General features: G+C 64.0%; 26 protein-coding genes. 10 read left to right on the top strand and 16 right to left on the bottom strand.

All coding sequences use genetic code 11. The features are described 5' to 3' along the window. Positions 1-8: 8 nt before the first annotated feature. A complete protein-coding gene (pncA, locus tag ELX51_RS19170) occupies positions 9-644 on the bottom strand; it encodes a bifunctional nicotinamidase/pyrazinamidase (protein WP_127754995.1) in 636 nt (211 codons plus the stop codon). Beyond that, a complete protein-coding gene (pabB, locus tag ELX51_RS19165) occupies positions 641-2,443 on the bottom strand; it encodes an aminodeoxychorismate synthase component I (protein ID WP_127754994.1) in 1,803 nt (600 codons plus the stop codon). The genes pncA and pabB overlap by 4 nt, the downstream gene beginning before the upstream one ends. 282 nt (positions 2,444-2,725) lie before the next feature. On the opposite strand from pabB, the gene dnaK reads away from it, so the two are divergent. After that, positions 2,726-4,636 (top strand): molecular chaperone DnaK, encoded by a 1,911-nt coding sequence (gene dnaK / locus ELX51_RS19160; RefSeq protein WP_127754993.1) that lies wholly within the window; start codon positions 2,726-2,728, stop codon positions 4,634-4,636. Positions 4,637-4,875: 239 nt separating this feature from the next. Next, complete coding sequence (gene dnaJ / locus ELX51_RS19155; protein WP_127754992.1) at positions 4,876-6,006, top strand: molecular chaperone DnaJ; 1,131 nt, start codon at positions 4,876-4,878, stop codon at positions 6,004-6,006. A gap of 15 nt (positions 6,007-6,021) precedes the next feature. Here dnaJ and ELX51_RS19150 read toward each other — a convergent pair whose 3' ends face one another. After that, positions 6,022-6,252: a hypothetical protein gene (locus tag ELX51_RS19150; RefSeq protein WP_127754991.1), complete on the bottom strand. Its 231-nt coding sequence runs from the start codon at positions 6,250-6,252 to the stop codon at positions 6,022-6,024. A 120-nt stretch (positions 6,253-6,372) separates the two neighbouring features. On the opposite strand from ELX51_RS19150, the gene ELX51_RS19145 reads away from it, so the two are divergent. The 4 genes from ELX51_RS19145 to ELX51_RS19130 are packed head-to-tail and all read left to right on the top strand — an operon-like array spanning position 6,373 to position 8,854. Continuing rightward, positions 6,373-6,918 carry an NADPH-dependent FMN reductase gene (locus ELX51_RS19145; protein ID WP_127754990.1) on the top strand — a complete coding sequence of 182 codons (546 nt, stop codon included), beginning with the start codon at positions 6,373-6,375 and terminating at the stop codon, positions 6,916-6,918. Between the two features lie 6 nt (positions 6,919-6,924). Then, positions 6,925-7,563 (top strand): histidine phosphatase family protein, encoded by a 639-nt coding sequence (locus ELX51_RS19140; RefSeq protein WP_127754989.1) that lies wholly within the window; start codon positions 6,925-6,927, stop codon positions 7,561-7,563. Positions 7,564-7,599: 36 nt separating this feature from the next. Next, on the top strand, positions 7,600-8,298 hold the full coding sequence (gene pyrF / locus ELX51_RS19135) for an orotidine-5'-phosphate decarboxylase (protein WP_127754988.1): 699 nt from the start codon (positions 7,600-7,602) through the stop codon (positions 8,296-8,298). Then, positions 8,291-8,854, top strand: a complete 564-nt coding sequence (locus tag ELX51_RS19130) for an NUDIX domain-containing protein (protein ID WP_164854927.1) — start codon at positions 8,291-8,293, stop codon at positions 8,852-8,854. The genes pyrF and ELX51_RS19130 overlap by 8 nt, the downstream gene beginning before the upstream one ends. Here ELX51_RS19130 and ELX51_RS19125 read toward each other — a convergent pair. Together ELX51_RS19125 and ELX51_RS19120 are read right to left on the bottom strand one after the other, a co-directional pair. Beyond that, positions 8,851-9,855 (bottom strand): adenosine kinase, encoded by a 1,005-nt coding sequence (locus ELX51_RS19125; RefSeq protein ID WP_127754986.1) that lies wholly within the window; start codon positions 9,853-9,855, stop codon positions 8,851-8,853. The two genes, ELX51_RS19130 and ELX51_RS19125, sit on opposite strands and share 4 nt — an antisense overlap. An 86-nt stretch (positions 9,856-9,941) precedes the next feature. Continuing rightward, the gene (locus ELX51_RS19120; protein ID WP_127754985.1) at positions 9,942-10,502 is read right to left on the bottom strand and encodes a TetR/AcrR family transcriptional regulator; all 561 of its coding nucleotides are present in this window, start codon (positions 10,500-10,502) and stop codon (positions 9,942-9,944) included. Positions 10,503-10,553: 51 nt separating this feature from the next. Between ELX51_RS19120 and ELX51_RS19115 the strand changes: the two genes are divergently transcribed. Then, complete coding sequence (locus tag ELX51_RS19115) at positions 10,554-11,006, top strand: DUF2214 family protein (RefSeq protein WP_127754984.1); 453 nt, start codon at positions 10,554-10,556, stop codon at positions 11,004-11,006. Here ELX51_RS19115 and nth read toward each other — a convergent pair. Then, positions 11,003-11,695, bottom strand: a complete 693-nt coding sequence (gene nth, locus ELX51_RS19110; protein WP_127754983.1) for an endonuclease III — start codon at positions 11,693-11,695, stop codon at positions 11,003-11,005. The two genes, ELX51_RS19115 and nth, sit on opposite strands and share 4 nt — an antisense overlap. A 45-nt stretch (positions 11,696-11,740) precedes the next feature. On the opposite strand from nth, the gene ELX51_RS19105 reads away from it, so the two are divergent. Next, entirely contained in the window at positions 11,741-12,223 is a 483-nt protein-coding gene (locus tag ELX51_RS19105) for a DUF2244 domain-containing protein (protein ID WP_127754982.1), read from the top strand. Between the two features lie 50 nt (positions 12,224-12,273). After that, a complete protein-coding gene (locus tag ELX51_RS19100; protein ID WP_127754981.1) occupies positions 12,274-13,161 on the top strand; it encodes a bifunctional helix-turn-helix domain-containing protein/methylated-DNA--[protein]-cysteine S-methyltransferase in 888 nt (295 codons plus the stop codon). Here the strand turns inward: ELX51_RS19100 and ELX51_RS19095 are convergent. Together ELX51_RS19095 and dapB are read right to left on the bottom strand one after the other, a co-directional pair. After that, the gene (locus ELX51_RS19095) at positions 13,158-13,772 is read right to left on the bottom strand and encodes a 2,3-bisphosphoglycerate-dependent phosphoglycerate mutase (RefSeq protein WP_127754980.1); all 615 of its coding nucleotides are present in this window, start codon (positions 13,770-13,772) and stop codon (positions 13,158-13,160) included. The genes ELX51_RS19100 and ELX51_RS19095 overlap by 4 nt on opposite strands. Then, positions 13,769-14,599 (bottom strand): 4-hydroxy-tetrahydrodipicolinate reductase, encoded by an 831-nt coding sequence (gene dapB / locus ELX51_RS19090; RefSeq protein ID WP_127754979.1) that lies wholly within the window; start codon positions 14,597-14,599, stop codon positions 13,769-13,771. The genes ELX51_RS19095 and dapB overlap by 4 nt, the downstream gene beginning before the upstream one ends. A gap of 116 nt (positions 14,600-14,715) precedes the next feature. Here dapB and ELX51_RS19085 point away from each other — a divergent pair, with 116 nt between their 5' ends. Beyond that, the gene (locus ELX51_RS19085; RefSeq protein WP_127754978.1) at positions 14,716-15,066 is read left to right on the top strand and encodes a VOC family protein; all 351 of its coding nucleotides are present in this window, start codon (positions 14,716-14,718) and stop codon (positions 15,064-15,066) included. A 3-nt stretch (positions 15,067-15,069) separates the two neighbouring features. Here ELX51_RS19085 and coaA read toward each other — a convergent pair whose 3' ends face one another. From coaA to hisB, 8 genes are all read right to left on the bottom strand, one after another. Then, the gene (gene coaA, locus ELX51_RS19080) at positions 15,070-16,023 is read right to left on the bottom strand and encodes a type I pantothenate kinase (RefSeq protein ID WP_127754977.1); all 954 of its coding nucleotides are present in this window, start codon (positions 16,021-16,023) and stop codon (positions 15,070-15,072) included. Beyond that, positions 16,023-16,340, bottom strand: a complete 318-nt coding sequence (locus tag ELX51_RS19075; protein ID WP_127754976.1) for a phosphoribosyl-ATP diphosphatase — start codon at positions 16,338-16,340, stop codon at positions 16,023-16,025. The genes coaA and ELX51_RS19075 overlap by 1 nt, the downstream gene beginning before the upstream one ends. Continuing rightward, complete coding sequence (gene hisF, locus ELX51_RS19070) at positions 16,337-17,140, bottom strand: imidazole glycerol phosphate synthase subunit HisF (protein ID WP_127754975.1); 804 nt, start codon at positions 17,138-17,140, stop codon at positions 16,337-16,339. The genes ELX51_RS19075 and hisF overlap by 4 nt, the downstream gene beginning before the upstream one ends. 4 nt (positions 17,141-17,144) lie before the next feature. After that, positions 17,145-17,462 carry a hypothetical protein gene (locus ELX51_RS19065; RefSeq protein WP_127754974.1) on the bottom strand — a complete coding sequence of 106 codons (318 nt, stop codon included), beginning with the start codon at positions 17,460-17,462 and terminating at the stop codon, positions 17,145-17,147. Further along, the gene (gene hisA, locus ELX51_RS19060) at positions 17,463-18,194 is read right to left on the bottom strand and encodes a 1-(5-phosphoribosyl)-5-[(5-phosphoribosylamino)methylideneamino]imidazole-4-carboxamide isomerase (protein ID WP_127754973.1); all 732 of its coding nucleotides are present in this window, start codon (positions 18,192-18,194) and stop codon (positions 17,463-17,465) included. Then, positions 18,191-18,844 carry an imidazole glycerol phosphate synthase subunit HisH gene (gene hisH / locus ELX51_RS19055; RefSeq protein ID WP_127754972.1) on the bottom strand — a complete coding sequence of 218 codons (654 nt, stop codon included), beginning with the start codon at positions 18,842-18,844 and terminating at the stop codon, positions 18,191-18,193. The genes hisA and hisH overlap by 4 nt, the downstream gene beginning before the upstream one ends. Continuing rightward, positions 18,841-19,188, bottom strand: coding sequence for a DUF2628 domain-containing protein (locus ELX51_RS19050; protein WP_164854926.1), 348 nt, complete (start codon positions 19,186-19,188; stop codon positions 18,841-18,843). The genes hisH and ELX51_RS19050 overlap by 4 nt, the downstream gene beginning before the upstream one ends. 118 nt (positions 19,189-19,306) lie before the next feature. Then, on the bottom strand, positions 19,307-19,894 hold the full coding sequence (gene hisB / locus ELX51_RS19045) for an imidazoleglycerol-phosphate dehydratase HisB (protein WP_127754970.1): 588 nt from the start codon (positions 19,892-19,894) through the stop codon (positions 19,307-19,309). Positions 19,895-20,009 lie beyond the last annotated feature (115 nt).

Raw genomic sequence — 20,009 nt, 5'->3', positions numbered from 1 at the left:
AGGGCCCGTTACCCCAAAATATCCCTGCTCATCAGGCGGCCGATGCCGGCGGCACCCATCTGGGTCCAGGCTTGTTGCAGTGAACCATTGCTGTCGATGGCGCGGCTGGCGTCTTCGATCACGCTGACATCGAGGCCAGCCTCGGCGGCATCGAGCGCGGTCCAGGCGACGCAGAAATCGGTGGCGAGACCCGCAACATAGATCTTGGCGAGACGCCGTTCGGCGAGATAGCCGCCAAGGCCGGTGCGGGTGCGGCGGTCGGCTTCCTGGAAGCCGGAATAGGAATCGACGCCGCGGTTATAACCTTTGCGGATGGTCAGCTGCGCATGGGGAATATCGAGATCGGCCGAAATCTGCGCCCCATGGGTGTCCCAAACGCAATGGTCGGGCCACAGAACCTGGGTGCCATAGGGCAGCTCGATGGTTTGGAAGGGTTGGGTGCCGGGATGCTGGCTGGCAAAGGAGATGTGATCGGCGGGGTGCCAGTCCTGGGTCAGCACCACATGGGTAAAGCGGCGGGCCAGCTGGTTGATCAGCGGCACAATTTCGTCACCGCTGGGCACGGCAAGGCTGCCGCCGGGCAGGAAATCATTTTGCACATCCACCACGATCAGAACGTCATGCGGGGTGATGTCGAAGGTCATGTCGCATCCTTGCTTGGGCGGTGAATCCAGCTGGCGCGGAGCAAGCCGCGCACGGAATTGCCGAGATAAATGGCGTTGGCGCTTGCCAGGTCATCAAGGGTCAGGCGCGCCTCCCTGGCTGCGCCGGTTGCGAGCAGTTCAGCACGCAAGGTGCCGGGCAGCAAGCCGGCCTCGAGCGGCGGGGTGAGGAGCACGCCGCCCCGCCGCAGGAACAGCGAGGTGATGGAGCCTTCTGTCAGCTCGCCGCGCTCGTTGAGAAAGACGATTTCATCGACGCCAAGCGCGGCCGCGGCGCGCTGGCGCGGCTCGTCGTAAAAAGCGCGGTTGGTGGTTTTATGCGCCAGCCAGAGCGAGCCGGAATCGAGCCGCTCCTCAGCAACCGCGAAGCGGAACAGCGCTGGGTTGGCCGGCAACGGGGTGGCGGAAAGGCCGAGCCCCGCCACCTGCTCGAGAGTAAGGCGCACTCGCATGGCCGGCTCGCTCCAGCCGGCAGCGGTTTTGGTGAGAAGGCTTGTGGCGGCGTACCGGTCGAACGGCATGTTGAAATATTGCGCAGAAGCGGCGATGCGATCGAGATGGCGCTCGAGCAGCCAAAAGCTCGTGATGTTGGTCCAACGCAGGGTTTCGATCAGGCAGATGGGTGGGCTCTTGTCCGCAAGAAAAGCCATTTTCAGCAGTGCTTCCTCATATTCGTCCTCGGCCGCCGAGTCGGCGACGACGCCCCCGCCGATGCCGATTTCCCCCTGTCCCTCCCCGTCGATCACGGCGGTGCGGATGGCGACGTTGAGCGTGAGGTCTCCGTTGGGGGCGAAATAGCCGATCGAGCCGGTGTAAAGCCCGCGCGGTTCGGCCTCCACCGCGGCGATGATTTCCATGGCCCGCAGTTTTGGCGCCCCGGTGATGGAGCCGCAGGGAAAGAGCTGGGCGAGGAGCTGGGTGGTGGACACATCAGGCAAGCGCTGCGCGGTGATGCCCGAGGTCATGGTGTGGAGGGTGCGCAGGGTTTGCACGGAAAAGAGGTCGGTGACCTCGACCGAGCCCACGGCGCTGATGCGGGACAGATCGTTGCGCAGGAGATCAACGATCATCAGGTTTTCGGCGCGGTTCTTGGGATCGGCGGCGAGGGCCGCGCGACCCGCTTCGTCCTGTGCAATGGTGCCGGCGCGCCGCCGCGTGCCCTTCATCGGGCGAGCGGACAGCGTGCCGCCGGTGCTGGCGACAAAAAGTTCGGGCGAGCGCGACAAGATCCAGTGCTCGCCGGTGTTGATGAGCGCGCCATAGGCAACCTGCTGCTTGCGCGCGAGATCGCGATAAAGCGCGGCGGGGTGGCCTTCAAGGCGGAAGCGGGCCTTGAAGGTGAGGTTGACCTGATAGGTGTCGCCGGCGCCGATCCATTGCTGCACTTGCCCAAAGCCGGGGGCGTAATCGGCAAAGGGGCGGCTGGGGACGAGGTCGAGGGCTTCTGCGCCCTGCCCGGGTATGGCGCTGTCGAGGCGTTGGTCTACTTCCCCGGCGGACAAGCGTTGGGGCGCGCTGTAGAGGCCAAGCCAAAGCAGGGGAAAAGGCGAGCGCTCGGGCAGAAGAGGCTCGAGGCGCTCTTCAAACAAAAATCCGAGCTCATAGCTCAGAAACCCCGCGGCCCAGAAGCCCTGCTGCTTGGCTCGTTCCAGTTCCGCCAGGGCCCTTCGGGCTTCCTCGCTGGTATGGGCCACAAGGATGGCGTGCGGGTCCGTGAACAGCAGATTGGTGCCGTCGGGCGCGAGATTGTCGTGGAGCAGCACTGAGCCGGGAGCGAACATGGCTTTGATTCTATTGTGGATGGGCCGCCGTGCAAAGCCACTTGGCGCGAGCGCGGCCGGGTGGCACAAGCAGCGCCGGGCCGGCACGATGGCGGCCCCGGAGGGCCCCTCGTTCAGGCAAATCGCTTTTGTTCTGCTTGAACGCTTCCAGCCCCCCTCCTATATACCCCTCACGCTCAGCAATGAGCACACCCAATTCAAGGAAACCCGGCTCCGAAGGCCCTGGAAACCCGCTTTCAAGAGGGGTTTCGATCAAGGGTTTTGCTTAAAAAGAGGCACGTTATGGCTAAAGTAATCGGTATCGACCTGGGCACCACCAATAGCTGCGTCGCCGTGATGGACGGCAGCAATCCCAAGGTGATTGAAAACGCCGAAGGGGCGCGTACCACCCCCTCCATGGTGGCATTTTCCAAGGATGGCGAGCGTTTGGTTGGCCAGCCGGCCAAACGGCAGGCCGTGACCAATCCCGAAGGCACGCTGTTTGCCGTCAAGCGCCTGATTGGACGCCGCTTCGATGACGCGGTTGTGGCCAAGGACAAGAACCTGGTGCCCTTCAAGATCGTCAAGGCGGACAATGGCGACGCCTGGGTGGAAGCCTCGGGCGAGAAATATTCGCCCTCGCAGGTCTCGGCCATGATCCTGCAGAAGATGAAGGAAACCGCCGAGTCCTATCTCGGTGAAACCGTCACCCAGGCGGTGATCACGGTTCCCGCTTACTTCAACGATTCGCAGCGCCAGGCGACCAAGGACGCCGGCAAGATTGCCGGCCTTGAAGTGCTGCGCATCATCAACGAGCCGACTGCTGCAGCGCTGGCCTATGGCCTCGACAAGAAGAACAGCGGCACCATCGCCGTGTACGACCTTGGCGGCGGCACCTTCGACGTCTCGATCCTCGAGATCGGCGATGGCGTGTTTGAGGTGAAGTCCACCAATGGCGACACGTTCCTGGGCGGCGAAGACTTCGACAACCGCTTGATGGATTATCTGGCCGACGAGTTCAAGAAAGAGCAGGGCATCGACCTGCGCAATGACAAGCTCGCCCTGCAGCGCCTCAAGGAAGCTGCCGAAAAGGCCAAAATTGAACTTTCGAGCGCAACCCAGACCGAAATCAACCTACCCTTTATTACGGCAGACGCTTCGGGCCCCAAGCACCTGACGCTCAAGCTGACGCGCTCCAAGCTCGAAACTCTCGTGGAAGACCTGATCCAGCGGACCATCGACCCCTGCAAGCAGGCGATGAAGGATGCCGGGGTTTCGGCAGCACAGATCGACGAAGTGGTGCTGGTGGGCGGCATGAGCCGCATGCCCAAGGTGCAGGAAGTGGTCAAGCAGCTGTTCGGCAAGGAGCCCCACAAGGGCGTGAACCCGGACGAAGTGGTGGCGCTTGGCGCAGCGATCCAGGCCGGCGTGCTGCAGGGCGACGTCAAGGACGTGCTGCTGCTCGACGTGACCCCGTTGTCGCTGGGCATCGAAACCCTGGGTGGCGTTTTCACCCGCCTGATCGATCGCAACACCACCATCCCGACCAAGAAGAGCCAGGTGTTCTCGACCGCCGAAGACAGCCAGAGCGCCGTGACCATCCGGGTGTTCCAGGGTGAGCGCGAAATGGCCGCCAACAACAAGCTGCTGGGCAATTTCGACCTGACCGGCATTCCCCCCGCACCGCGTGGCGTGCCGCAGATCGAAGTGACCTTCGACATCGACGCCAACGGCATCGTGCAGGTTTCGGCCAAGGACAAGGGCACCGGCAAGGAGCAGCAGATCCGCATCCAGGCTTCGGGTGGTCTCAGCGACGCCGATATCGAAGCCATGGTCAAGGAAGCCGAGCAGAACGCCGAAGCCGACCGGCAGAAGCGCGAAGCGGTGGAAGCCAAGAACCAGGGCGAAAGCCTGATCCACTCGACCGAAAAGTCGCTCAAGGAATATGGCGACAAGGTTTCGGCCGAAGACAAGACCGCGATCGAAACCGCTCTTGCCGATCTGCGCTCGGTGATCGAAGGCGACAATGCCGAAGCGATCAAGGAAAAGACCGCGGCTCTGGCGGAAGCGTCGATGAAGCTGGGTGAGGCCATGTACAAGGCATCGCAGGCAGAAGCCGAGGCCAAGGCCTCCGGCACCGACGATGGCGATGACGACGTGGTCGATGCGGACTTCGAGGAAGTGCGCGACGACGACAACCAGAAGTCGGCGTAAGCCTTCAGAATGGTCTAGAGGGGTCCGGCTTGGCCGGGCCCTTTTTGTTTTGGGCCTGGGCAACAGGGTTTCACGTGTATCCAAGAGTTGCTGGCGCGCCCTACCCTTGCTAATCACCCTTGCACCGGCGGCGCAGCGTCGCCATCTGTGAGGCAGTTCCAACCAATCCCATCGGTGCCGGGCTGGCGCGCTCCCCGCGCGACGCCCGTACCGCAGCCCGGCGTCTGGAGACAATTTTCTTGGCCAAACGAGATTTCTACGAAGTGCTTGGCGTTGCCAAGGGAGCCGACGATGCGGCACTCAAGAGTGCTTATCGCAAGCTGGCCATGCAGCATCATCCCGACCGCAACCCCGGCAACAGCGAAGCGGAGGCCAAGTTCAAGGAAATCAGCGAGGCCTATGACACGCTCAAGGACGGCCAGAAGCGCGCCGCCTATGACCGGTTCGGCCATGCCGCGTTTGAAAATGGCGGTGGGCGTGGAGGCGCGGGCTTTGGCCCCGAATTCAACTCCTCGATGTCCGATATCTTCGAAGACATCTTTGGCGATTTCATGGGCGGCCGACGCGGCGGCGGCGGGGCCTCGGCCAAGCTGCGCGGCTCGGATTTGCGCTATAATCTCGAAATCTCGCTCGAGGAATCCTATACCGGCCGCACGGTCGAGATCGATGTGCCAACGCTGGTTGGCTGCACCACCTGCGATGGCTCGGGCGCCAAGCCGGGCACCGGCACCCATACCTGCCGGCAATGCAATGGCCATGGCAAGGTGCGCGCTGCACAGGGCTTTTTCACCATCGAGCGGACCTGCCCCGTGTGCCAGGGCCGCGGCCAGATGATGGACCAGCCCTGCACCGATTGCGGTGGCCAGGGCCGGCGCGAGGAGAATCGCAAGCTATCGGTGGATATCCCCAAGGGCATCGAGGATGGCACGCGCATCCGGCTGGCCAATGAGGGCGAGGCGGGGCTGCGTGGTGGCCCGCCGGGCGATCTTTACATCTTTATCTCGATCAAGCCGCACGACCTGTTCCAGCGCGACGGCGCTGATCTTTATGCGCGCGTCCCCATCGCGATGACGACGGCGGCGCTGGGGGGCGAGTTCGAGGTGCCAACGCTTGATAATGCGCGAGCCAAGGTCAAGGTGCCGGCCGGCACCCAGCCGGGTCAGCGCGTGCGCCTCAAGGGCAAGGGCATGCCGGTGCTCCGCTCCAAGGATCAGGGCGATCTTTATGTGCAGCTCGATATTGAGACGCCGCAGAACCTCAGCCGCAAGCAGCGCGAACTGCTCGAAGAATTCCAGCGCCTGACCACGAACGAAACCAGCCCCACTTCGGACGGGTTTTTCGCCAAGCTCAAAAAGATGTTCGACACCTAAGCGCGCTGCCGCCGGTCAAGAACCGGTGGTTGCCGCCGGCGGGACGACGAGCACGGCTTCGTCGAGTTCACGCGACAGGGCTGTGAGCGCCGCCCTGCCCGCATCCTCGGCATCGGCGATGGCGGTGCCGAAGGGCACTTCAAGCCCAAGGCGCTTGTTGGAATCATCGGCCCACACGAATGACAGATAGCTCTTGCCGGCCGCCAGGTCGTGCGAGAGATGGGTCACGTTCAACTTCGAAGCCATGTAATTGTCTCCCTCAGTGCGAGTTGAGACGATCCCATCGGCAGCTATGCGTCAACATGGCTTGTGCACATCCCGCAGCTGAGCAACATTGATCCTCCAACGCGGAGGAACACTGCCGGCATGGGCACTGCATTGACGCTTTCAGGCTCGATCCGGCGCGGCTCGCTCAACCGCGTGCTGCAAAACCATGTCGGGCGCAAGCTCACGCAAGCCGGGGTTGCGGTCACCCAGCTTGAACTGGGCGACTTTCCCATGCCCCTGTTCAACGAGGATCTGGAACCGGACCAGGTACCGGAAGCAGCGCCTGTTCTCGCGCAGCTGTTTGCCAGCCACGACATCATCTTCTGGGCCAGTCCGGAATATAATGGCGGGCTGACACCCCTGACGGTCAACACCATTGCCTGGCTCAGCCGGCAAAAGCCCAATCCGTTCCGGCACGCCGTTTTTGGCATTGGCGGGGTGAGCTCGGGCAAATATGGCACGGTGATGGGCCAGTCCCATCTGCGCGATAGCCTGAGCAAACTTGGAGCCCTGGTGGTGCCGACGCTGCTCGGCATTGGCCCGGGCGCCGCCGCCTTTGATGCGGACGGCAATCCCACCGAAAAATCCGTGGTCGGCAAGATCGAGCAGCTGGTGCACGATCTCACCCATTTCAGCAGAGGCTAGCAGGCGATGCGGGCACTTTACCTTTCCCACCCGCAGATCAGCATGGATGCCAATGTGCCGGTGCCGCTGTGGCCGCTGTCGGCCGAAGGGCTCGACCGGGCTGAGCGCTTTGCGGCGCGGGGCGTGGTGCCGCCCGGCGCGATGATCTTTTCGAGCCGCGAGCGCAAGGCACTCGATCTCGCCGAAGTTCTCGCGGCGAGCACCGGGACAGTGGTGTTGAGCGATCACCTGATGGGGGAAAATGATCGCAGCAGCACGGGCTTTCTGCCCCCGGCGCTGTTTGAGCTGGCAGCCGACCAGTTCTTTGCCGAACCCCATAGCAGCTACCAGGGATGGGAACGGGCGATCGACGCGCAGGCCCGTATCGTTGAAACGGTGCGCACGGCGCTGGCCAGTGTCCCCCCGGGCACCCCGGCAGTGTTTTGCGGGCATGGCGGGGTGGGCACGCTGCTCAAATGCTTTGTCGCAGGAGTGCCGATCGACCGGCGGGAAGACCAGGGGCGCCGCGGCGGTCGGGGCGGTGGCAATGGGTTCGTGTTCGAGCTTGCCGAGAGACAAGTGCTGCTGGACTGGACGCCCCTCGAGGAATTGCCACCGGACTGGTTCACCGCGCCGGCGATTGCGGAGGCTCGGGTTTTGACCTAAGCCTCCCGGCAGTTTTTGAGCCCGGGAGAAGCAGCGGTGAGCGGAGAATTGATTGTTGGTCTGGACCTGTCGTCGCGCGCCAAGGCCGAAGACATGGTCGCGCGGCTGGGCGACAGCGTCGAGTTCTACAAGATCGGCTACCAGCTGTTTTATGGCGGGGACGGGTTTGCCCTGGGCAAGGAGTTGATTAGCGCGGGCAAGAAGGTATTCTTCGATCTCAAGCTCCTCGACATCGACAACACGGTTGAAAAAGGGGTCGCTGCTTTCGCGCAGACGGGCGCGACCATGCTGACCGTGCATGCCTATCCCAAGACCATGCGCGCCGCCGCCAAGGCCGCCGCCGGATCGGGGCTGTGCGTATTGGGCGTTACCGTGCTGACCTCGATGGACGATGCCGATCTGCGCGAAGCGGGTTATGAGCGCGATGCGGCGGGCCTCGTCGCGCTGCGGGCCGAACAGGCGCGGGCAGCCGGGATCGGTGGCGTTGTGGCTTCGGCCCATGAAGCGGGGATGGTGCGCAATCTCGTGGGTCCTGACCTCGCGGTAGTGACGCCCGGCATTCGCCCGTCCGGTTCGCCGGCGGGGGACCAGAAGCGGGTCATGGGTCCGCGCGAGGCGCTCGACGCCGGCGCGACCCATCTCGTCGTGGCGCGCCCGATCATCGAAGCGCCCGATCCCGCAGCGGCAGCCCGGGCGATCCTCGCCGAAATGGCCGGCGGCACACGGCTTGCCTAAACCCTTCCTGCCCACGCTGAATGCCCTGGTGGAGCGCTACCTTGCCGAAGTGGCGGAGCGGGGAGAATACCTCTCCCTGTTACGCTGGCAGATCGCAGAGGGGCATCAGCTCGATGAGCGGAGCACCTTGCCGGGGCATGTCACGACCAGTGCCTTTGTGCTTTCGCCCGATCTCCGGCAGGCCTTGTTGATCGACCATGTCACCATCGGCCGATGGCTGCAGCCGGGCGGGCACTACGAACCGGCACCGCGCTTTGCCCAATCGGCGGCACGGGAAGCCTTCGAGGAAACGGGGGTCGCAGATCTGCGGCTCCATCCCTGGCACGCGGATAGCGATCTGCCCTTCACCATCGACAGCCACGACGTGCCGGGCAAACCGGCCCGCAACGAGCCGGCGCATGTGCACCACGATCTGCAATATCTGTTCGTAGCCGACCCGGGCTTGCCGCTCACGCCCCAGCTCGAGGAAGTGCATGGCGCGCAGTGGCGGTCAGTCGAGGCGCTGGCCGATTTCGCCCCGCGCGGGCTGCGGCGGCTGGAGGCGCTCCGAGCCTAGCCCGCCAGCCCGTGCTCGCGGGTCAGGTCGCCCAGATCGAGCTGCGGGCGCGCGCCGATATGGGAGATCACCTCGGAAGCCGCGAGGCAGCCGGTTTTGAGCGCGGTTTCCAGCGTTTGGCCACGGGCCATAGCGAGCAGGAAACCCGAGGCGAAGAGATCGCCGGCGCCGGTGGCATCGACGACATGGGGCACCGGGAAGGCTGGTACCGAAACCACTTCGCCATTGCAGATCGCCATCGCGCCATCGGCGCCCATGGTGATGGCGGCGAGTTCGGCATCCTTGGCGATCTCGCGAACAGCGACGCCGAGGTCATCCGTCTGGTAGAGCGATTTCAGCTCGTTGATATTGGCAAAGACATAGTCGATGGTCTTGGAGCGGATGAGATCGAGGAACTCGGCGCGATAACGATCGACGCAGAACGGGTCCGAAAGGGTGAAGGCGGCGGCGCGCTCGTTCTTGTGGGCGTAGTGGGCGGCCAGCACAAAGGCCTTTTTGGCCTCGACCGGGTCCCATAGAAAGCCTTCCATATAGGTGATGGCAGCGCTGCCGATCTCGTCGGGGCGGATGTCGCGCTCGGTCAGCTCGTGGCAGGCGCCGAGATAGGTGTTCATGGTGCGCTCGCCATCTTCGGACAGGAAGATCATGGAGCGGGCGGTGAGCGCGCCGTTTTCGAGGCGGCTGGTGGCGTAGTAGACGCCCAGCGCATCGAGGTCGGTGGCAAAGACGTCGCCCAGCGGATCGTCGGCGACCTTGCCGATAAAGGCGGCGCGGCCACCAAGGGAGGCGACGCCGGCGGCGGTATTGGCGGCGCTGCCGCCCGAGATCTGCTGCTTGCCCAGGGGCATCTTGTCGTAAAGATCGGCAGCGCGGTCGGTGTCGATGAGGTGCATGATGCCCTTGCTCATGCCTTCGCGCTCGATGAAGCCCGGCTCGACGGGGGCAATGATATCGACAATGGCATTGCCGATGGTGAGGACGTCAAACCGCGTTTCGGACATGCAGGGGCTCCGGGACCAGACCTTGGCGGTGTAGAGGATCGCGCCGGGCTGTGCAATTGGCCAGCCGAACTAGGCGGGTAGCCAGCTTAGGAGCGGCCGATGATCTGGGCGATCAGGTCTCGGGTGTCTTCGCCCGCTTCAATGGCGATCTGGCCATCGAGCAGCAGCACGGCAAGGCCATGAACGCGCGCCCACGCGGTGAGCGAGGCAATGCGGGCTTCCCGCCCTTCCCCGCCAGCAACGCGGCGCAGGGTGGCAAAGGCGGCATCGGCGGCCATGCGCAGGCCGGGACGATTGGCGCGGCGCAGCTGCGGGGAAAACATCAGGCGAAAGAGATTGCCGTTATCAAGCGCGAACAAGACATAGGCGCGGCCCATGGCGGCGAGCGGATCGGGCGGGTTCGTGGCGCCGACCTCGTCCATCATCTGGGTGAAGCGGCGAAAGCCGGTGACCGCCAGCGCTTCCAGGAGGGCAATGCGGCCGTCGAAATGGCGATAAGGCGCGGCTGGTGACACGCCAACGGCACGGGCGAGTTCGCGCAGCCCGAGGCCCGCCTCCCCTTCCCGCTCCAGAATGATGAGAGCGGCGTCGAGCAAGGCGTTGCGCAGATCGCCATGGTGATACGGCGGGTGGTTCGAAGTTGACATTGTTCACATGCCTAAACTAGCATGTGAACAGCGTCAACAATGGAGCGGAAGATGGATGCAGATCTTGCCTTGGCGATCGGTCACCATCTAGCGGTGTTCACCTTGGTTGGCGCGATCGCAGCCGAATTCGTGCTGCTGCGTCCCGGTCTAGACGGCGTACAGCTGCAGCGCTTGGCGCGGCTCGACGCCGTTTATGGCAGCGCCGCAGTGCTGGTGGTGCTGGTGGGAGTGATGCGGCTGTACTGGGGTGCCGCGGGTCCGGACTATTATTTCAGCAATCACGCCTTCTGGGGAAAGATGGCCGCCTTTGTGGCGGTGGGCCTGCTGTCAATTGCGCCCACAATTGCCTTTGGCCGGTGGCGCAAAGCGCTTCGCGCCGATCCCGGCTTTCGCCCAAGCGAAGGTGAAATTCGCCGGCAGCGTCGGTTCCTCCATGCCGAGTTGGGTTTTCTCATCCTCGTGCCAATCTTTGCTGCGATGATGGCGCGGGGTTACGGCAGCTAGCTCGAGAGCGCTTGGGGGCCGCCGCCGGGTGCGGGCGTCTTGGGCTCGAACAGGCACCATTGCCGGATGGGGCAGCGCCAGCATTCGGGCTTGCGCGCCTTGCAGATATAACGGCCGTGCAGGATCAGCCAGTGATGGGCATGGAGCGCATACTCGGGTGGAATAACCTGCATCAGCCGGGTTTCCACTGCCAGCACCGTGGCGCCTGGAGCGATGCCGGTGCGGTTGCTGACCCGGAACACATGGGTGTCGACGGCCATAGTGGGCTGGCCAAAAAAGATGTTGAGCACGACATTGGCGGTTTTGCGCCCGACGCCGGGCAGGGATTCCAGCGCCTCGCGATCGGCCGGGACCTCGCCGCTATAATCGTTGAGGAGCTTTTGGCTGAGGGCATAGACATTCTTGGCCTTGGTGCGGAACAGGCCAATGGTGCGAATCATTTCCTCGATGCGCTCGGGGCCAAGCGCCACCATTGCGGCGGGGGTGGGCGCCAGTTGAAAGAGCGCGCGGGTCGCCTTGTTGACGCCTGCATCGGTCGCCTGGGCCGAAAGCACCACCGCCACCAACAAAGTGAAGGCGTTGACATATTCGAGTTCGCCCTTTGGCTCAGGGTCTATGCTGTGGAAGCGCTCGAAGATCGCCGCGATAGCCGCGGGAGGCAGTGACTTCACTTTTTTTAATGGCGGCATTTTCTCACTCCCCGCTTTGGGGTTATATGGCTTGAGAGCTTTACCATGTCGATGCAAGCTACAACCACAGCGCCGCTCTTTGCAGCTAGGCTGACGCCACACCGCTCCCTGTCGCGACGCGGTGGCTGGTTCGTTGTTGCCCTGGCAGGCGTCCTCGCGCTGATCCCCGGTATCATCTTTTTTGCCATGGGCGCCTGGCCGGTGATCGGGTTCATGGGCCTCGACGTGCTGGCCATTGCCTGGGCGATGCATGCCTCGATCAAGGGCGGCAAGCAGGCCGAACAGGTGCGGCTGTGGAAGGATCGGCTCGAGCTGACCAGCATCGGGGCCAAGGGCGAAACCAGCACGCAGCTGTTTGACCCGCGCCAGGTGCGGCTGGTGATCGAGCGCGATATCAACGAGCGCACGACGGGGCTGTTGCTGCGCTCGGGCGGGCTCGATACGCCAGTGGGGGCGTTCTTGCATCCCGATGACCTCTCGAGCTTCAGCAAGGCCTTCGGTTCGGCCCTGCGCAAGGCGCGCGCCTAGACGTTGTTTTCGGGTCGCTTGCGGGGGCGCATTGTCCTAGCTTCCTCCCCATGAACACGCATGTGACCATATCCGCAGCCGATGACTACGAGGCGATTCGCGCGGCCATTCGCTATCTCAGCGAAACAGGCCCCGATGAACTCGATCTCGCCCGATTCGCCCGTGCGCTGGGGCAAAGCGAGCGTTCGCTCAGCGAATTGTTTCGCCGCTGGTGCGGGCTGACACCCAAGTCCTTTGCCCAGGCGGTGGCGCTCGACCATGCCAAATCGCTGCTGGCGAGCCGGCAAAGCGTACTCGACACCACCTATGAAGTGGGTCTCTCCTCGACCTCGCGGCTACATGATCTGTTCGTGACCTATGAGGCGATGCCGCCCGGCGTGTTCCGGGCCGGTGGCGCGGGGATCGACATGATCTGGGGCGCGGCCCCCTCCCCGTTCGGGACCGCCGTCGTGACTGCCACCGACTACGGTATTTCCGGGCTGGGCTTTGCCGATGGCGAGACCAGCATCGAGCGGGCCTTCGAGGATCTGGCGCAGCGCTGGCCCAATGCCCGGTTCATTCGCGACGATGCGCGCATTGCGCCCATGGTCGCCCAGGTGTTTTCGCCCGAGCATTGGTCGCCCGAGCAGCCGGTGCGGGTGGTGCTGATCGGCACCGACTTCGAGGTCAAGGTGTGGGAGACGCTGCTTTCGATCCCACTGGGGCAGGCCAGCACCTATGCGGAGGTGGCGCGTCAGGTGGGACGGCCCTCGGCATCGCGGGCGGTGGGGGCGGCGGTGGGCAAGAACCCGATCAGCTTTGTGGTGCCCTGCCACCGGGTGGTGGGCAGTTCAGGGGCGCTGACCGGCTATCATTGGGGCGTGCCGCGCAAGCGCGCGATCCTGGGGTGGGAGGCCGGGGTCATTTCCGCCACCCACCCGGTTTCACGTGAAACCTAGAGCTCGATGCGGCGCTCCAGCGCCCCGTCGCTGCCGATCTCGTACACCGTAGGCTGGCCGGTCGCGATCTCGCGCTTGAGGATCTGCTCGGGCGTCAGCCCCTCAATGGCCATGACCATGGCGCGCAGCGAGTTGCCATGGGCAACAATGAGGATGGTTGCGCCGGCCTGGAGACGCGGCAGGATCTCGGCTTGGTAGTAAGGCAAGGTGCGGGCCGCCGTGTCCTTGAGCGATTCGCCGCCAGGAGGGGGCACATCATAGGAGCGGCGCCAGATCAGCACCTGCTCCTCGCCCCATTTGGCGCGGGCATCATCCTTGTTGAGACCCGAGAGGTCGCCATAGTCGCGTTCATTGAGCGCAGTGTTGCGAATGATGGTGCAATTCAGAACGCCCATTTCCTCGAGCATCAAATCGAGCGTGTGCTGGGCCCGGCGCAGAGCCGAGGTATAATAAAGGTCGGGCACGATGCCCGCGGCCTTCAGCGCCTTGCCGGTGGCGCGGGCCTCTTCCATCCCCTGCTCGGTCAGGTCGGGGTTACGCCAGCCGGTAAAGAGGTTGAGCAGGTTCCACTCGCTTTGGCCGTGACGGACAAGGATCAGGGTGCCGGTCATGATGAGGTCCTTGATGACTGGGTGAGGCCGAGCACATCGGCAATGGTGTAAAGGCCGGGGGCCTGATCGCGGGCCCAGAGCGCGGAGCGCAGGGCGCCATTGGCAAAGATGGAGCGGTCTTCGGCGCGGTGACCGAGCTCGAGGCGCTCACCGGGGCCGGCAAAGATGACGCTGTGATCGCCGACGACCGTGCCGCCGCGCAGGGTGGCAAAGCCGATCGTGCCGGCTTCACGCGGGCCGGTATGACCATCGCGTACGCGCACGGATTTTTCCTCGAGCGAAACGGCGCGACCGCGCGCGGCCGCTTCCCCGAGGATGAGGGCGCTGCCCGAGGGCGCGTCGACCTTGCGGCTATGGTGCATTTCGACGATTTCGATGTCGTAATCGGCCAGAGCCGCAGCGGCCTGTTCCACGAGGTTGGAGAGCACGGCCATGCCGAGGGAGAAATTGCCTGATTTGACGATGCGGGCCCCGGCCTTGGCAGCGGCAGCAATCGCGGCGTCGTCCTCGGGAGTGCACCCGGTAGTGCCGATCACATGAATCAAGCCAGTGTCAGCGGCCCGCTGTGCCAGTGTGACGCTGACCGCGGGGGCGGTGAAATCGATGATGGCGTCGGCGCCGGGCAGCGCTGTATCGAGCGAATCGACCACCGGAACACCGAGGGCCTCAAGCCCGGCTAGCGTGCCGGCATCACGCCCGAGCACGCTTGAGCCGGGCCGATCCAGGGCGGCGTGGAGCACCACGCCGGGATGGTTGACCAGCGCCCGAATATTGGCTGCGCCCATGCGCCCGCCGGCGCCCGCGATGATTACCCTCAGTTCCGCCATCATCTACTCCGATTTTCGGCTTTGCCTATAGCAGCGCCATCGGGCCGCGCCAACTGCGTGCCCCGCGGGGACCGGCGTGCTAGGTTGGGAAACTCTAAGGGCGGGGTAGATCTTGCATGACCATCACCAATGCGCTTGCGGGCATCGCGGTCGACGATTTTGGCGAGTCGCTGCCTTGGTATGAGCTGTTGTTCGGCCGGGAGGCCGATTCGCGCCCGCTGGGCGATGTGGCCGAATGGAAACTGCCAACCGATGGCTGGATCCAGCTGATTACCGACGGGGACCGCGCGGGTGCATCGACGCTGACGCTGATCGTCGATGATCTGGCGGGGGAATTGCACCGGCTTAAAAGCGTGGGCATCGAGCCGGTGGCCAAATCGATGGGTGATTTCTTCAAGACCGCCAAACTGCGCGACCCCGACGGCAACCAGATCGTCTTAAGCGAGCCGCGGCCGGGGACGTACTAAGCGTCAGACGCGACGCAGGCGCACTTCCTCGATCAGATGGCTCTTGCCCTTTTTGAGGATCAGATCGGCGCGGCCACGCGTCGGCAGCACGTTATTGAGCAGATTGGGCAGGTTGATGGTTTCCCAGACCTTGTTCCCAAAGGCCCCGGCCTCTTCCTCGGTCATATCGGCAAAACGGCGGAAGAACGAACTGGGGTCACGGAAGGCGGTTTCGCGCAGGCGGAAGAATCGCTCCATGTACCAGTCGCGTAGATCATCCTCGTCCGCATCGATATAGATGGAGAAGTCGAGGAAATCGGAGGCAAAGAGGATCGGGTCCCCGGTCTTGGGGAGTTCGCCGGTCTGCAGGATGTTGAGCCCCTCGACAATGAGGATATCGGGGCGATCAATTACCACTTCCTCGCCGGGTACGACGTCGTAAACGAGGTGGGAATAAACCGGGACCGAGATCTTGCCCTTGCCCGATTTCACATCGGCGAGAAAGCCGACGACGCGAGCACGATCATAGCTCTCGGGAAAGCCCTTGCGCTCCATGAGCCCGCGTTCGGCCAGAACGGCATTGGGGTACAAAAAGCCATCAGTGGTGACGAGATCGACCTTGGGGCTCGCCGGCCAGCGGCGCAGCAGCGCCTGGAGAATGCGGGCGGTGGTGGATTTGCCCACGGCAACGGAACCCGCAACGCCGATGATGAAGGGCACGCGCTGGTCGGGTGTGCCGAGAAAGCGCGTCGAAACCTGGTGCAGATTCTGCACGGCTTCCACATAGAACGAGAGCAGCCGGGTCAGCGGCAGATAGACTTCCTCGGCTTCCTCGAGCGAGATGGGATCGGAGAGGGTACGCAGGCGCGCAACGTCCTCGCGCGTCAGGGTCATGGGCTCATCGGCGCGCAGCTTGGACCATTGCGCCTTGGTGAGGTGATGGTAGGGCTCGGGGGGCCGACGCTTGAGCTTGGCCATCAGTGCCCTGCCCCGCGCGCAGCTTTTTCTTCGAGCCCGCTTTGGGCGGTGCGGCGGTCAAGCTCGGCCATGACCTCGGCCAGCGGCAGGTCAGCCGCGCGCAGCACGACAAGCAGATGATAAAGCACGTCGGCGGCTTCCTTGGTGAGTTCGGGCTTGTTGCCGGTGACGGCGGCAATCACGGCTTCGGTGGCTTCTTCGCCGAGCTTTTGCGCTGATTTTTCGATGCCCCGGGCGAGGAGCTTGGCGGTGTAGCTCTCGTCAGGCGAAGCGGCGGCGCGCAAAGCGATGCGGGCGTCGAGTTCCTCGAGGGTCATGGGGCAATCCTTTGCTCGGGTTCGACATCGGGCGGGTCCATGCGCACGGCAACGCCATGGTCGCGCAGATACTGCTTGGCCTGGGGGATGGTGAAGGTGCCGAAGTGGAAGATGGAGGCGGCCAGCACGGCGCTGGCATGGCCTTCCCGGACGCCCTCAACGAGGTGATCGAGCGTGCCGACGCCACCCGAGGCGATCACCGGGACTTCCACGGCATCGGCGATGGTGCGGGTGAGGGGAAGGTCAAAGCCAGTCTTGGTGCCGTCGCGGTCCATGGAGGTGACCAGCAATTCGCCGGCGCCGCGCTCGACCATGCGGGTGGCAAATTCCACCGCATCAATGCCCGTCGGCTTGCGCCCCCCATGGGTCCAGATTTCCCAACCGGGACCCTCGGCGCGGGCCTTGGCGTCGACAGAGACGACGATGCATTGATTGCCGAACTTGTCGGCGGCGCGGGCAATGAAATCGGGATCGCTGACGGCGGCGGAGTTGATGGCGACCTTGTCGGCGCCGGCCAGCAGCAGGCGGCGAATGTCTTCCACGGTGCGCACTCCACCGCCAACGGTTACTGGCATGAAGCAATGTTCGGCCGTGCGGCGGACCACATCGACAATGGTGTCGCGCCCTTCGTGGCTGGCGGCAATATCAAGGAAGGTGAGTTCATCCGCGCCGGCGGCGTCATAGGCCATGGCGGCCTGGACGGGATCGCCGGCATCCTGAAGGTCAACGAACTGCACGCCCTTGACGACGCGGCCGCCCATCACATCAAGGCAGGGGATCAATCGGGTCTTGAGGGTCATCGGATTATCCTTGCGGCAGGCGCGTGTGCCGGCGCCAGGCCAGCCAGTGAATGATAAGCATAATCAGCCAGACCAGCACGGCCCCGCCACCGAGCGGAATGCTGGCCAGCATCAGCCAGCCCATCAGGGCCATGGCGTAAAGCGCTTCGCCCCAATCGGCCCCGGCGATCATGCAGGCATGAACCGAGCCTTCGTCCAGTTGGCAATTGTGCCAATCGGCAAGACTTGTGGCCAGCCATACCGAAATCAGTGGCAGGAGGGCCAGAAAGACGATGACGGCGAGCGCCAGAAGGTAGAACCGCCAGGGAAAGCGGTTCGCCATTCAGGCCGCCTGCCGCAACAGGGTCAGGGCTTCACGTGAATCAATGCGGCCATCGTAAAGGGCGCGGCCAGTGATGGCGCCTTCGAGCACCTGCGCATCGGGTTGGGTCAGGCGCTCAATATCAGCCATGGACGCGAGGCCCCCCGAGGCGATCACCGGAATGCCGGTGGCGCGGGCAAGCTCCAGCGTCGAGTCCCAGTTGATGCCGGCGAGTACACCGTCGCGGTCGATATCGGTATAGATGATGGCGGCAACGCCAGCGCCTTCGAAGCGCCGGGCGAGCTCGATGACGCTGAGCTCGGAGGTTTCGGCCCAGCCTTCCACCGCCACCATGCCGGCGCGCGCATCGATGCCGACGGCGACCTGGTCGGGCCACTTGCGGGCGGCTTCTTTCACCAAAGCGGGGTCGCGCACGGCGACGGTGCCGAGGATGACGCGGGCGAGGCCCTTGTCGAGCCAGGCTTCGATATGGCCGAGATTGCGGATGCCGCCGCCGAGCTGGACGGGAAACTTCACCGTCTTGAGAATGGCTTCCACCGCCGCGCCGTTGACGCTTTGGCCGGCAAAGGCGCCATTGAGGTCAACGACGTGGAGATACTCAAAGCCCTGATCTTCAAAGCTCTTGGCCTGAGCAGCCGGATCGTCGTTGAAGACGGTGGCCTGGTTCATGTCCCCAAGCTTGAGGCGCACGCATTGGCCATCCTTGAGGTCGATGGCGGGGAAGAGGATCATGGCGTCCACCTCAGGAAGTTTTCGATCAGGCGCAGGCCCAGGGTTTGGGATTTTTCCGGGTGGAACTGCGCGCCAAAGAGATTGTCGCGCCCAACGCAAGCGGTCACCGGGCCGCCGTAATCGGCGGTGGCGATGAGATGCTCGGGATGGGTGGGGCGCAGGTGATAGGAATGGACAAAATAGGCGTGGAGCCCATTAGGGCCGTCGGCGATCCCCGACAACAGCGCATGGGGGCGCTCGAAGCGAAGCGTGTTCCAGCCCATATGGGGGATCTTGAGGCTGGGATCGCTGGGGGCGATGCGCTCGACCGAACCGGGAATCCAGCCAAGCCCGGGGGTGATTTCCTTTTCGCGGCCTTCGCCGGCCATGAGCTGCATGCCCACGCAGATGCCCAGAAACGGCGTGCCGCCGGCAATGACCTTGCTGTTGAGGGTTTCGACCATGCCGGGCACGGCATCGAGACCGCGCTTGCAATCGGCAAAGGCGCCGACGCCAGGCAGCATGATGTGGTCAGCGCCACGCACCACTTCAGGGTCGGCGGTGACGAGGATTTCAGGTGGGTGTTCGAAGCCGGCGGCCACCCGCTCGAAGGCCTTGGCGGCCGAATGCAGATTGCCTGCGCCGTAATCGATGATGGCAACGCGGCTCATTGCAGGGCCTCCAGTTGAGCCTGTTCGGGATAGGGTGCCCAGAGTTCGCGGCGATAGGTCCAGCCGGCGCGCGTCAGCTTGGCCCGGCGCAGCGCGGGCGCGGCAAAGCCGATCGACGCGGCCAGCACGCCGTAAAGAGCTGTGGTGGCGCCCTGCCCCAGCCAAAGGGAGGCAAATCCGAGCGCAAGGACGAGGAGCACGTAGACGAGCAGTTCGAGCCAGAGCCCATGGCGCAGCGCAAAGACGGGGGGCAGCCAGAAGGCGAGCCAGGAGAAGCGATCCCCCACGGCGACGGGCAGATCGGCCTGGCCAGGCTTGGCGTCAAAAATGGCGTAAAAGGTCACCAGTTGGCTCCAGTGCACAAAGAGCGCGGCGGAGGGCAGACCCGGGGCGTGGGCCTGCCGCGCGGGGTGTTCCCGCCCGCTGCTGCTCCATTAGGGCAAAAGGGGCCGCAGTGAAAGCCTAGAGCGTGCCCTTGGTGGAGGGAACGCGATCGGCTGCCCGCGGATCGATTTCGAGCGCCACGCGCAGGGCACGGGCGACGGCCTTGAACATGGACTCGGCCAGATGGTGGCTGTTGTCGCTGTAGAAGTTCTCGATGTGGAGGGTGATGCCGGCATTGACCGCAAAGGCCTGGAAGAATTCCTGGAACAGCTCGGTGTCGATCTCGCCGATCTTGTCGCGGCTCCACTGGGCGCGGAACACGAGGAAGGGGCGGCCCGAGACATCGAGCGCTGCCCGGGTCAGGGTGCCGTCCATGGGCAGATCGCAGCTGGCATAGCGGTTGATGCCGCGCTTGTCGCCGATGGCCTCGCGAATGGCTTGGCCCAGGGCAATGCCGACATCCTCTACCGTGTGGTGGAAGTCGATATGCAGATCGCCGGTGCAGCTGATCTCCATGTCGATCAGGGAATGGCGCGCCAGCTGGTCGAGCATGTGATCGAAAAAGCCGACACCCGTCGCCATGGCGTGCTTGCCGGTGCCATCGAGATTGATGGACACGCGGATATCGGTTTCGTTGGTCTTGCGGGCGATCGTGGCAGTGCGCATTGGGGCCTCCGGGCGTCGGGCTCCTAGCATGTAGCGCCGCAGCCTTAAAGATTGGATTGAAGCGAGGTGGCGCCTCGGCCAGGCCCACATTGAAATCACCGGGGCTGCGCTTAAG

Origin of the sequence: Devosia sp. 1566 (assembly GCF_004005995.1) — a bacterium.
GTDB lineage: Bacteria > Pseudomonadota > Alphaproteobacteria > Rhizobiales > Devosiaceae > Devosia.
The sequence above is the reverse complement of the archived record's forward strand: the minus strand, read 5'-3'. Positions and strand labels throughout refer to the sequence as shown.

What these genes read in the sequence shown, in the direction of transcription:
- hisF (WP_127754975.1), bottom strand. Translation starts at nt 17,140, where the DNA reads ATGACCCTCAAGACCCGATTGATCCCCTGCCTTGATGTGATGGGCGGC.
- ELX51_RS19105 (WP_127754982.1), top strand. Translation starts at nt 11,741, where the DNA reads ATGTCGATGCAAGCTACAACCACAGCGCCGCTCTTTGCAGCTAGGCTG.
- dnaK (WP_127754993.1), top strand. Translation starts at nt 2,726, where the DNA reads ATGGCTAAAGTAATCGGTATCGACCTGGGCACCACCAATAGCTGCGTC.
- ELX51_RS19150 (WP_127754991.1), bottom strand. Translation starts at nt 6,252, where the DNA reads ATGGCTTCGAAGTTGAACGTGACCCATCTCTCGCACGACCTGGCGGCC.
- ELX51_RS19065 (WP_127754974.1), bottom strand. Translation starts at nt 17,462, where the DNA reads ATGGCGAACCGCTTTCCCTGGCGGTTCTACCTTCTGGCGCTCGCCGTC.
- ELX51_RS19140 (WP_127754989.1), top strand. Translation starts at nt 6,925, where the DNA reads ATGCGGGCACTTTACCTTTCCCACCCGCAGATCAGCATGGATGCCAAT.
- hisB (WP_127754970.1), bottom strand. Translation starts at nt 19,894, where the DNA reads ATGCGCACTGCCACGATCGCCCGCAAGACCAACGAAACCGATATCCGC.
- ELX51_RS19120 (WP_127754985.1), bottom strand. Translation starts at nt 10,502, where the DNA reads ATGTCAACTTCGAACCACCCGCCGTATCACCATGGCGATCTGCGCAAC.
- dapB (WP_127754979.1), bottom strand. Translation starts at nt 14,599, where the DNA reads ATGGCGGAACTGAGGGTAATCATCGCGGGCGCCGGCGGGCGCATGGGC.
- ELX51_RS19100 (WP_127754981.1), top strand. Translation starts at nt 12,274, where the DNA reads ATGAACACGCATGTGACCATATCCGCAGCCGATGACTACGAGGCGATT.
- pabB (WP_127754994.1), bottom strand. Translation starts at nt 2,443, where the DNA reads ATGTTCGCTCCCGGCTCAGTGCTGCTCCACGACAATCTCGCGCCCGAC.
- pncA (WP_127754995.1), bottom strand. Translation starts at nt 644, where the DNA reads ATGACCTTCGACATCACCCCGCATGACGTTCTGATCGTGGTGGATGTG.
- hisA (WP_127754973.1), bottom strand. Translation starts at nt 18,194, where the DNA reads ATGATCCTCTTCCCCGCCATCGACCTCAAGGATGGCCAATGCGTGCGC.
- ELX51_RS19075 (WP_127754976.1), bottom strand. Translation starts at nt 16,340, where the DNA reads ATGACCCTCGAGGAACTCGACGCCCGCATCGCTTTGCGCGCCGCCGCT.
- ELX51_RS19095 (WP_127754980.1), bottom strand. Translation starts at nt 13,772, where the DNA reads ATGACCGGCACCCTGATCCTTGTCCGTCACGGCCAAAGCGAGTGGAAC.
- ELX51_RS19085 (WP_127754978.1), top strand. Translation starts at nt 14,716, where the DNA reads ATGACCATCACCAATGCGCTTGCGGGCATCGCGGTCGACGATTTTGGC.
- nth (WP_127754983.1), bottom strand. Translation starts at nt 11,695, where the DNA reads ATGCCGCCATTAAAAAAAGTGAAGTCACTGCCTCCCGCGGCTATCGCG.
- ELX51_RS19125 (WP_127754986.1), bottom strand. Translation starts at nt 9,855, where the DNA reads ATGTCCGAAACGCGGTTTGACGTCCTCACCATCGGCAATGCCATTGTC.
- ELX51_RS19145 (WP_127754990.1), top strand. Translation starts at nt 6,373, where the DNA reads ATGGGCACTGCATTGACGCTTTCAGGCTCGATCCGGCGCGGCTCGCTC.
- coaA (WP_127754977.1), bottom strand. Translation starts at nt 16,023, where the DNA reads ATGGCCAAGCTCAAGCGTCGGCCCCCCGAGCCCTACCATCACCTCACC.
- hisH (WP_127754972.1), bottom strand. Translation starts at nt 18,844, where the DNA reads ATGAGCCGCGTTGCCATCATCGATTACGGCGCAGGCAATCTGCATTCG.
- ELX51_RS19115 (WP_127754984.1), top strand. Translation starts at nt 10,554, where the DNA reads ATGGATGCAGATCTTGCCTTGGCGATCGGTCACCATCTAGCGGTGTTC.